This is a genomic window from Shewanella waksmanii ATCC BAA-643, assembly GCF_000518805.1.
Lineage (GTDB): Bacteria > Pseudomonadota > Gammaproteobacteria > Enterobacterales > Shewanellaceae > Shewanella > Shewanella waksmanii.
In genome coordinates, this window is the sequence record NZ_JAEH01000071.1 from 1 (window position 1) to 11,133 (window position 11,133).

An 11,133-nucleotide genomic window follows, 5' to 3' on the forward strand; every position below is an offset into this window, starting at 1 on the left:
GAAGGTTTCATAGATAAGTCTCCAAAGTGTCAACTTATCTCAGGACGGGACAGTTGTTAAATAATAAAAAGGCACTCATAAGAGTGCCTTTTTTAATGTTAAGCCAACAAAATCAGCTTAGAATGTTTGGGTAAATGACACCCAATATGAACGACCAATTGTGTCGTAGATTGAACGGTTGTAGTCACCGTTGGCTTGGAAGCGCGGCTCTTCGTCAGTCAGGTTGTTGATACCCGCTGAGATAATATTGTTCCAAGGCATGTTATAAGAATAACTTAAGGTGTGATAAACCACTGAATCAATTGAGTAGCTTGAACCATCTTCATTCTCATCCGTTGTAGACTGTGAATCAATGTAGTCCGCTTGATAGTAAAGGCTATGATCGCCGACCAAGTAATTGGCAGTAAAGTTAACGCGATCATCAGGGTAATCTTCAGTGCCCGCCCAGTTACGCGATACCGTTCTTACACCACCTTCTGGCATAGAGTCAGTGTACTTCAAGTAATGCGACCAAGCTAAACCAAGTTTGAAATCACCAATATCTGTTTCAAATGTCGCCGCAAATTTAGCATCAACACCTTCGCGCTCACTTAAACCAATATTTTGCATTACATTGGTCATAGCCGTCAGTTTGCCAATACCATTTTGGCTAATTGAAGTTCCAGGATATACCGCACTAATATCAGGACGAGGTTGACCCGCTGCATCTGCTGCTTCCCAAAGTTGCGCTTGGGTGTAGGTCAGCTCATTATTAACCAATGAACCAATCAAACCTTCAGTTTCCAATGACCAGTAATCAACTGTCATGTTGAAATTATCAGTAATATCCCACACAACACCAAAGTTATAACTTTCTGACTCTTCTGGACCAAGATCTTCATTACGACCAATTGACACAGGTACATTATCGTCAATTGAACAACCATCAATGCCTAGGCCATCTTCGTAACACTTCATGTAGTTGGTGACATCGTTATAACCAACACTGGTAGATTGATTCAACTGCTCAAGTGTTGGTGCACGGAAACCGGTACCCCAAGACGCACGCAGTAGTACTGGCTCCAATACGTTATAGCGAACAGACACTTGCGGGTTGAAGGTACCACCAAAATCGGAATATTCATCATAACGTGCAGCAAGGTTAACTTCTAAGTTATCCAGTACAGGGAATGCCATTTCCATGAACACAGCTGCGACATCACGATCACCGCTTCCGCCGGCTCCGCCACTACCACCAACAATTAAACCTGCTTCATCAAGGGCATCGACTGCCGAGTCAAGTTTCTCTTCACGGTAAGAAGCACCTAAATAGAGGCCTGTTGCACCACCAGCAAGTTCAAACAGTTCCATGCTGATACCGGCATCAACTTCAAAAGTGCTGCTGGTTAATTTAGCATCTGAGTTAGCTGTCGCGCCGCCAGGAAGTTCAGAATTAGGATCACGTGGATCCCAGCCTTCGAAACTATTGGTATCATCATTCCACGAACCAACTAAATCTGTCGTTGCACCTTTAAGTTGGTAGCCCGTACCCCACTTAAATACGTCATATTTGTTATATGATGCCGATGCATTCCAATCAAAATTATCTGTGGTGCCATCTAAACCAATTAAGAAGTCATAGATGTTATCGGTACTTTCACGTACACGATTACCGGCGGTATTGAAACGGAACAGCATTGCGCCGCCTTCTGGTACAGCGCGCAGGTTAAGACCATCGGCAGTGGTATAAGCTGGCATCGCCTCATCAAATGTAATGTAACCCGGCACTGGCGCAGATACATCAGTGGTGGTATTCGATGCCCAATATGCACGCGCGGTTAGCTCAATATCATCATTAATGTTGTAAGAGTAATTCAACAAGGTTGAGGTACGCTCTTGGTCCACATCGTTGTACGCCGCTTTGGTGTAATCAAATGAACAAGAGGTGTCACCAGGATACTTACTATCGTTCAGTGGGCCAACGAAGTTTGCCCCATAGACTTCACTACAATCTAAATCGTTAGTGTAAGGCGTGGTGTATAACCAACCGCCATTAGGTCCCATATCGATAGTACGACCAGTTTGGCTCAAACCAATCCAGCTACGGAAATCACTTGGATCTTGACCATCTTTTACGTGCGCTGCTGTATATGGACGCTCAGAAAATAGAATGCCACTCTTTTTGAAGTGCTCAGCGGTAAAGACAAAGCTCCCCATGTCAGAGCTTAGGCCACCAGTAAATGACGCTGAGTGATTGTCTCCGCCACCTTCTGCATCAGGCTCTTCTGCGCGAACTTTCACTTCAACACCCTCAAAATCTTTTTTGAGAATAATGTTAATAACACCGGCAATTGCATCAGTACCGTAAACCGCTGATGCGCCGTCAGAGAGGATTTCGATACGCTCTACAGCTGCTGTAGGAATGGTATTGATGTTAGTTGCGCCGCCACCTAAAACCGGAGACTTAGCCATACGCTTACCATCAAGTAGCGTTAATGTATGGCTTGGATCTGCCCCTTTAAGCTGAATCGTAGCTTGTGATGACCAGCTGTTGTTTGACGTTCCACCGTATGAGCCAAACGAGTTTAAGGTTGATGCGCGCAAAGCTTCACCCACAGTTGAAAAACCTGCGGTAGCCATATCGTCAGCGGTAATAGTAGTAACCGGTGAAGCGCCTTCCATATCCACACGCTTAATACGCGAACCAGTAATAGAAATACGCTCTACCGTATCAGCGCCGTCTTCGGCAGCTAATACAGCAGGTGCGGTAAAGGCCATAGCCCCACTACACGCTAAGCTCACTAGCTTAGCAATTTGATTAAATTTCATGGTGATCTCCCAAATATATGCTTTTTGTTATACCGGTGAATCTCATGAGCTACAGCAATGAAAAAACACATGGTCCACACAAGTTGGCAACGTTTATATCACATACTTTATTTTGTATGCAATATACATGTCTGAAGGTGTTTTGACTAAACCGGCGTCAATTAATAATAAATATTCACATGAGAAATTAGCGAAATAGAGACAAAAGTCTTTATAAACAATGAAGTTGTAAGGTGTAGAGCTGGAAGGGTATATCGAGATTATCGCTATAAAGTCATTTAAACCAATTTGTAATATCTGTTATCAAAATGTAATTAAATTTATTTACAACAGGAAAAGAGGCCGCTTATGCGGCCTCAAAAGTAGGTTTAGCAATGACCTATAAACTAGAACTCGTAGCGGGCAACAAGAGAGAAGTAACGCTCTTCTTGACGCTCGGTTGTCATCCCATAGTTTGGATTAAGCACTAAACCATCATCCCCGTAGGCTGCACGCTCTTCATTGATATTAGTGGCGCTATCAGAATTCAGTACGTTATAAACCGTACCCTTAACGCTGAAATTGCCATCGAATAGCTCTGTCATATACATCAATGATAGATCGACCTTAGCAACCCAAGGTAAGTTACCCGCTTCACCACGTGGCGCAGGATCACCATTTTCATCATAGTGACTTGCTTGGCCATAATAGCGGCTAATACAAGCATCCCATGGACTACCTTCAGCACAACTATCAACACCAGATGGATGCACTGAGAAGTAACTCTGAGGACGACCAGAACTTACGCTAGTTACGAAACCAAAAATCCACTCATCAGTAATGTTATAGCTGCCATTAAGTTTAAACACATGAGTATGATCATTAGGCAGATCACCGTATCCGTGGTCCATCAAATCACCGTAATCATACGATGTTGTCCAACCTGGATCGGCTTGGTTGTTATCGGTTTTAACTAAGCCTTCGGTGTTACCCCAGTTGCGAGATAAGGTGTACGATGAGTTAATACGAAAATCTTCTGTGACGTTGCCATCTAAAGTTAGTTCCAACGCTAAATAATGACGTTGCATTGAATCGAGTGCCAACTCCTCGGCCGACAAATTCACATTATCAACTTTACCATCACCATCAAAATCGTAGCTTAAGTTAACCGCATTACCAGGGTTGTGAAGCACATAGTAAGAACTCTGACCGACATTATCTTCAATGCCCATTTCAGCTAGCTTTTTGCTTAACACTGGCTCTACATCAGTATCTTCAATACCACGGCCCAGATCGCGCCATATTACTCGCGCACCTGCTGACATGGTATCAAACACTTCTTGCTGATAACCCAGAGTAAACTCGTCTGAGAACATAGATTCTAGTGACGATGAAGCAATCAAACCCGGCTCAGTAATACCTTGCTGACGAACCCAAGTATCGCGAATCGCGGCACCACGACTCGGTGAACCATCTGCAGTGATGACTGGGTGGCCATTGGCATCAACTTGGTCCAATTCGAAATAGTCAAATACTTCACGCTGTGAGCCACCCTGCTTGATGTTCATGTTGACTGAAACAGGCTGGAAATAGCGGCCATAGGTCACATAGATTTTAGAGCTACCATCGCCTGCAAGGTCATAAATGGCCTGTAATCTGGGGGCGATTTGGTTGCTTAGGTCTACAAATGGGCGGCCATCTGATACCGTGTTTTCATAGTTATTAATCCGCACACCGGCGTTAATCACTAAATTATCCGTCGCCTGCCAAGAATCATTGACATAGAAAGACAGAGAATTCACTTCTGAATCGTTACTGGCAAATGTTGAACGGCGACGACGCTCAATATAGTCACTACCTTCAGGTGCGCCAGAAATATCATCAGCGCCCGCCGTTGCAATCGTCCACCAGCCACGCGCTTCACCCAGACCGTTTTGGTCTTCAGAATAATCGACCGACACGCTGCTATAATCGACACCAAAACTAATCGAGTGGTCTTCTAAATCCCAGTTAAAATCAATACGAGCTTGGTCGCGCACATAGTGCTGCTCAACTACCGTTGAGTTGGTATGCTGACTTAGCGTTACAAAGCTACCATTACGCTCATCCCATACACCTGGATTACTGGACGCAACTCGGTTTTCAACATCTTCTTCAACTCGTCCCACAACCGCAGAAACAGAGAAGTCATCAGTCAAATATCCGGTGTAGTTAAAGCTATATAAACTACCACCATCCTCACCCGGTGCAGCAACGCCCTGCTGCTCACCCACTTCATTGGTTTCCCAGTCATAGGCATAGCTGGATGTTTCCCAAGTACGCTTATTGTTCATCGCCATAAAGCCAAACGAGTGATTTTCGGTAGCAAACCAATCTAGCTTAGCGAACCAACGGTTGGATTCCCTCTCACGCTCATGGTATACGGTTTGCTCTGCCCAATTTTGATCATGCTGGCTTGGTTCATACAGACCGTAATAAAACAACTTGTCTTCAATGATGGCACCGCTTGCCCAGATTTTTAGCTGCTTGAAATCATCACTATTGCGCTGAGTATTGGTATCAATAGTGCCATCGGCTTGATAGATAGAGTCATGGCTAGAGCGCATTGATGCAGGATCATAGCGACCTTCGACACCAAAATGGAATTCATTGTCACCTGATTTGGAAACTGCATTGACGATACCCCCAATGGCGCTGCCAAATTCAGGCGAAATTGCGCCAGTTTTAACTTGGGTCTGAGCAATCGCTTCCCAAGGTAAACGCAATGAACCTAAACCGGTACGAATATTAGTAATGTTTAGACCGTTCAGGTAGTAGGCATTTTCGGCTGATGATGATCCGCCGAAGCTCGTCGCACCATTAAAATTACTACCACCGGGTACTGCGGTTCCTGGCGCCAGCAACGCAATGTTCTCAAAGCCTGAATCAACCGGCATGGTATTGAGTTCATCTTGGCTAAACGTCACACCCGATGTTGATGAGGCCATATCAACACGACGGATCATACTGCCCGTTACAGATATACGCTCCACATCGTTGCTGCCTACAGCGAATAGCTGTCCATCTAGAATGACCGGCTGGCCAATACTCACACGCACGCCGTTTTCTTGGGTAGTCTCAAAGCCATCTTTAGCGATGGAGACATCGTAGTCACCCACGGGTACGTTACGTAAAAAGTAAGCACCTTTGTCGTTGGTTTCGACAGTGTAAGTTAAACCTTTGGTTTTATGTTTAAGTGTAATAACGGCGTTGGCAACGGTCTCACCCTGTTGGCCAACAATATTACCTTTAACAATACTAGTATCCGCTGAATATGCAGCTGGTGCTGACAACATCAGCACTGAGCCTACGGCAATGGCCGCCAAACTGGGGGTAAACCGCTTTATTGCGTTACGCCCAGACATAGATCTATCTCTCCCGAAAATATGATTTTTTTAGGCATCTGGTCATAAATGTTTTTTGAATAAATAGGGTATAGAAAACCAGATGCGACAAAACCATAACACTAATTACATATTTTATACAATCTTCAATATGCAAAATATTTGAGAGTTTAGTCGCTACTGGATAAAGAACAGCCAAAGTAACGTGTTAACAATTGTTTAAAAAACAGGCTATTCAGGGCGAGTTAACTGGAATAGAGAAAGCAGATCTTGGCAAGAAAATGAGTAGAAAAAAAATGATTAATTTTTTAGCTACGTCTGGATGATAGTTGTTGCGAAGCTGATAACTAAGTTTGCAAGAGAAAATTTAAGTGGGAGCGCGATTACTGCGCGGCGACCTGATTGGCTAGCTGTTGTAAAACCCCTTCGCGGAGTGCGCCACCAGAAAGGTTGAGCTTATCAATCTCTAATAAGGTAAACAGTGCTTGGAGTATCGCTACCCCCGCTGCAAATGTTGGTGCACGCTCAGGGTGCAGCCCTTCAATGCCAAGCATAGATTGCTCGGGTTGGGACAAGATTTCTAGCTGTAACTGTTGCAATACCTGCGGCGTGATCGTTGCCGTCATACTGCGATGATTAAGCAGTTCGATCACCGATTGCACACTACCTGAGGCTCCAACAACCCCATGCCACCCCAAACGACGAAGCTCTTGGGCGTAGTCACCTAAGGTTTGCTGTACTTTGTCTGATGCGCTATTGAAGTCAAGCTCTTGGAAAGGGAAATCATTGAAAAACAAACTATTAAAAGTCACGCATCCGATAGGAAGGCTTTGCTTAAACAGCACGCTATCGCCATCACCAACAATGAATTCGGTACTGGCACCGCCAATGTCAATCACTAAACGGCGACCTTCACCAGCAGTGGTGGCAGCCATCCCTTGGTAGATCAGCTCAGCTTCTCGCAATCCGCTAATGATCTCTATCGGTTGCTGCAAAATAGGTAACGCAGTATCACTGAATGCCTGCGCATTTTTAATACTACGCAATGTTGCAGTGGCAATGACTGCAACATGCTGACGTGCGACACCTTCTTTATCGAGCATGTCTGCAAACATTTTCAGACAATCAATGCCGCGGTCAAATGCCTCATCACTGAGTACACCATCACTGCCAATACCTTGAGCTAAACGCACCTTGCGCTTGTATTTAGCAATAACATTCGGTTTGCCGGCAACGGTTTGCGCAACCAGCATATTGAAGCTATTAGAACCTAAGGTAATGGCCGCATAACGCGGCGCTGATTGAACGTCAGTCATTTAGCTGTGTCTGCGAGTCCTGTCATGACGTCTTGGACGCGCGTTGCGATTACCTTGAGGTGGGCGACCGCTACCTGAACGCCCTTGCGGACGGTTGTTATGCTTACGATGTACCCGAATTGGTGCCGGGATATCATCAAGCAAAGCTTCACTGTCATAATTACTGACAGGAATTGAATGCTGAATATAGCTCTCAATGGCAGGTAAGTTAAGGGCATACTCTTCACAAGCAAAGCTCACTGACACCCCTTTTTGACCAGCACGACCTGTACGACCAATACGGTGCACATAATCTTCGCAATCGTCCGGAAGATCATAGTTATACACATGCGATACATCTGAAATATGTAAACCACGTGCTGCCACATCCGTGGCCACCAAAATGTCTAACTGACCATTGGTAAATTGCTCAAGAATACGGATACGTTTCTTTTGCGGCACATCACCAGTCAGCAAGCCAACACGATGTCCATCACCCTCTAACCATGACCACAAATTCTCACAGCTATGTTTGGTGTTAGAGAAAACAATCGCTTTTTCAGGCCAATCTTCTTCAATCAGGCTCAACAACAAGCGCATTTTTTCATCCATCGATGGATAAAAAATCTCTTCCTTGATGTTTTTAGAGGTTTTCTCATCCGGCGCTATTTCGACTTTCTCTGGCTCGTTCATATGATCGTATGCCAGCTCTTGCACTTTCATCGACAAGGTTGCCGAAAAGAGCATATTCAAACGCGATTTAGCATCAGGCATGCGTCTAAACAAGAAACGAATATCTTTAATAAAGCCCAAATCGAACATGCGATCAGCTTCATCTAACACCACCGCTTGAATGGCGCTGAGATTAATCACACCTTGACGAACATAATCAATAATTCGCCCTGTGGTACCAATAAGAATATCGACACCTTGATCCAGCACTTTACGTTGCACATCGTAGCTTTCGCCACCATAGACGATACCCACCTTTAGACCGGTGTGTTTCGCCAACAACTTCGCATCCTTAGCGATCTGGATCGCCAATTCACGTGTTGGTGCCATTACAATTGCACGTGGCTGATTGAGCTCGCGCCCCTCAGGGATTGATGTACTAAGTAAATGGTTAAATGTGGCAACTAGAAAAGCCAGTGTCTTACCAGTACCGGTTTGGGCCTGGCCAGCAATGTCTTTCTTTTCTAGTAAAATAGGGAGGGAAAGCGCTTGAATTGGTGTACAAAATTCAAAACCGCTCTCATTAAGTGCTGTTTTTATCTCTGGATGTAGAGAAAAGTCGGCAAACTTCTGATTTGATAAATGTGTTTCGCTCATAGGCGCCAGCATACCAGTTAGGGTTGCAATAAGAAACTCAATCGTTTGAAATAACGATTATTAAAAACTGTACTGAAAACTGCTTAAAAAAGTCTTGAAAAGCGAATTTCAGACCCAATATACAGGTTAAGCCATTAACAAACCAGCAATGGCAACCTAACTGGAGAACATCATGAGCGATAAAATCATAACCTTGAGCGACGACAGCTTCGACACTGACGTAATTAAATCTGATATCCCTGTAGTAGTCGATTTTTGGGCAGAGTGGTGTGGCCCTTGTAAAATGATCGCGCCAATTTTAGATGACGTCGCTGAAGAATATGAAGGCAAAGTCAAAATTGGTAAGCTAAACGTTGACCACAACAATGCCTCTGCTGCTAAGTACGGTGTACGTGGTATTCCAACACTGCTTATCTTTAAAAATGGTGAGCTTGCCGGTACTAAAGTTGGCGCACTATCTAAAACTCAATTAAAAGAGTTTATTGACGCCCAGCTATAATGCGCCCAAAACTGCATTATAAAGTGATTCCCGACACAGCTTTATCAATAAATTGTGTCGGGGCTTGCTAAATTTCTAGACGCCCCGCGCTGTTAGTGCTACTTTAATAACCAAATTAATGTTATTAACCCACATCTCGCTATCCGACTAATATCCTAAACACACTTTATCCTATTATTCGGCGATAGCATTATCTCGCATATACAAGACCCACCACGATGAATTTATCAGAATTAAAAGACAAGTCGATTTCAGACCTCGTTACCCTAGCCCAAGAGATGAAAATCGATAATATGGCCCGCGCTCGTAAGCAGGACATTATTTTCGCCATCCTTAAAGCCCATGCCAAAAGCGGTGAAGACATTTTCGGCGGCGGCGTATTAGAAATTCTCCAAGACGGCTTCGGTTTCTTACGTAGTGCAGATGGTTCTTACCTTGCGGGCCCTGATGACATTTACGTTTCACCAAGTCAGATTCGCCGCTTCAATATGCGAACGGGTGATACCATTTTCGGTAAGATTCGCCCACCTAAAGATGGCGAACGCTATTTTGCTCTACTGAAAGTTAATGAAGTTAACTTTGACAAGCCTGAAAATTCTCGTACTAAAATCCTCTTTGAAAACTTAACCCCACTGCATGCTGAAGACCGTCTTCGTATGGAGCGTGGTAATGGTTCAACTGAAGATATTACTTCGCGTATTCTTGACCTGTGCTCACCCGTTGGTAAAGGTCAGCGTGGTTTGATTGTGGCGCCGCCAAAAGCCGGTAAAACTTTACTGCTACAGAACATGGCGCAAAGCATCACCTATAACAACCCAGAAGTGGTGTTAATGGTATTGCTAATTGATGAGCGCCCAGAAGAAGTGACCGAAATGCAGCGTATGGTAAAAGGTGAAGTTATTGCTTCTACTTTTGATGAGCCAGCAAGCCGTCACGTACAAGTTGCCGAAATGGTCATTGAAAAAGCTAAGCGTTTAGTTGAGCACAAAAAAGATGTGGTTATCCTGCTCGACTCTATCACTCGTCTAGCACGTGCCTACAACACGGTAATTCCATCATCGGGTAAAGTACTTACCGGTGGTGTTGATGCCAACGCTCTGCACCGTCCTAAGCGCTTCTTTGGTGCTGCACGTAATATTGAAAATGGCGGCAGTTTAACCATTATCGCGACCGCGCTTGTAGATACAGGTTCGAAAATGGACGAGGTTATTTACGAAGAATTTAAAGGTACTGGTAACCAAGAACTGCACCTATCTCGTAAAGCAGCAGAAAAACGTGTATTCCCTGCAATCGACTTCAACCGCTCAGGTACTCGTCGTGAAGAGAAACTGACTACGCCAGATGAGCTGCAAAAGATGTGGATTTTACGCAAAATCCTCAACCCTATGGATGAAGTCAGCGGCATGGAGTTCCTCATCGACAAACTGGCAATGACCAAAACCAATGATGAGTTCTTCACTGCGATGAAACGCGCTAAGAGCTAATCAACGCGATTGATGAAAAAGGCCACTGTTTTACAGTGGCCTTTTTGTTACCTCAAATACAAAGGTGTCTAGTCCTAAAATAGGTTGACGGTTTTTATTAAGCCAGTTGGTATTCCCAACTGGCTTTTTCATGCACCTCATTTGGGGTTTTCATTCCTAAACTAAGGTGCGGCCGTAATTGATTATAAATCTCTATCGATTCCTTGATTAAAACGCCAAGCTCTTTCATCGTTCTGCAGCGATTAAGCAAAAACTCTTGCTTCAAAATACCATTCACACGCTCTGCTTGTGCATTTTGGTAGCAGTCATATCCATCTGTCATTGATGGGGTCATTCCATAGGCGGCTAGTGCCGCT

General features: G+C 44.4%; 7 protein-coding genes. 2 read left to right on the plus strand and 5 right to left on the minus strand.

Features of this window, described 5'->3' with window-relative positions:
- Positions 1-117: 117 nt before the first annotated feature.
- The 4 genes from L865_RS0119395 to rhlB form a co-directional block, all read right to left on the minus strand.
- Positions 118-2,808 (minus strand): TonB-dependent receptor domain-containing protein, encoded by a 2,691-nt coding sequence (locus L865_RS0119395; RefSeq protein WP_028774755.1) that lies wholly within the window; start codon positions 2,806-2,808, stop codon positions 118-120.
- A gap of 386 nt (positions 2,809-3,194) precedes the next feature.
- Positions 3,195-6,191, minus strand: a complete 2,997-nt coding sequence (locus tag L865_RS0119400) for a TonB-dependent receptor (protein ID WP_051484704.1) — start codon at positions 6,189-6,191, stop codon at positions 3,195-3,197.
- 362 nt (positions 6,192-6,553) lie between these two features.
- Positions 6,554-7,486, minus strand: coding sequence for a Ppx/GppA phosphatase family protein (locus L865_RS0119405; protein ID WP_028774757.1), 933 nt, complete (start codon positions 7,484-7,486; stop codon positions 6,554-6,556).
- Positions 7,487-8,794 (minus strand): ATP-dependent RNA helicase RhlB, encoded by a 1,308-nt coding sequence (gene rhlB / locus L865_RS0119410; protein ID WP_028774758.1) that lies wholly within the window; start codon positions 8,792-8,794, stop codon positions 7,487-7,489.
- 172 nt (positions 8,795-8,966) lie between these two features.
- Here rhlB and trxA point away from each other — a divergent pair, with 172 nt between their 5' ends.
- Both trxA and rho read left to right on the plus strand, forming a co-directional pair.
- Positions 8,967-9,293 carry a thioredoxin TrxA gene (gene trxA / locus L865_RS0119415; protein ID WP_028774759.1) on the plus strand — a complete coding sequence of 109 codons (327 nt, stop codon included), beginning with the start codon at positions 8,967-8,969 and terminating at the stop codon, positions 9,291-9,293.
- 218 nt (positions 9,294-9,511) lie between these two features.
- Positions 9,512-10,777: a transcription termination factor Rho gene (rho, locus tag L865_RS0119420; RefSeq protein ID WP_028774760.1), complete on the plus strand. Its 1,266-nt coding sequence runs from the start codon at positions 9,512-9,514 to the stop codon at positions 10,775-10,777.
- Between the two features lie 97 nt (positions 10,778-10,874).
- Here rho and L865_RS0119425 read toward each other — a convergent pair.
- Positions 10,875-11,133, minus strand: a 259-nt coding sequence (locus tag L865_RS0119425) for an integrase core domain-containing protein (RefSeq protein WP_028773496.1), incomplete at its 5' end; no start/stop codon positions are given.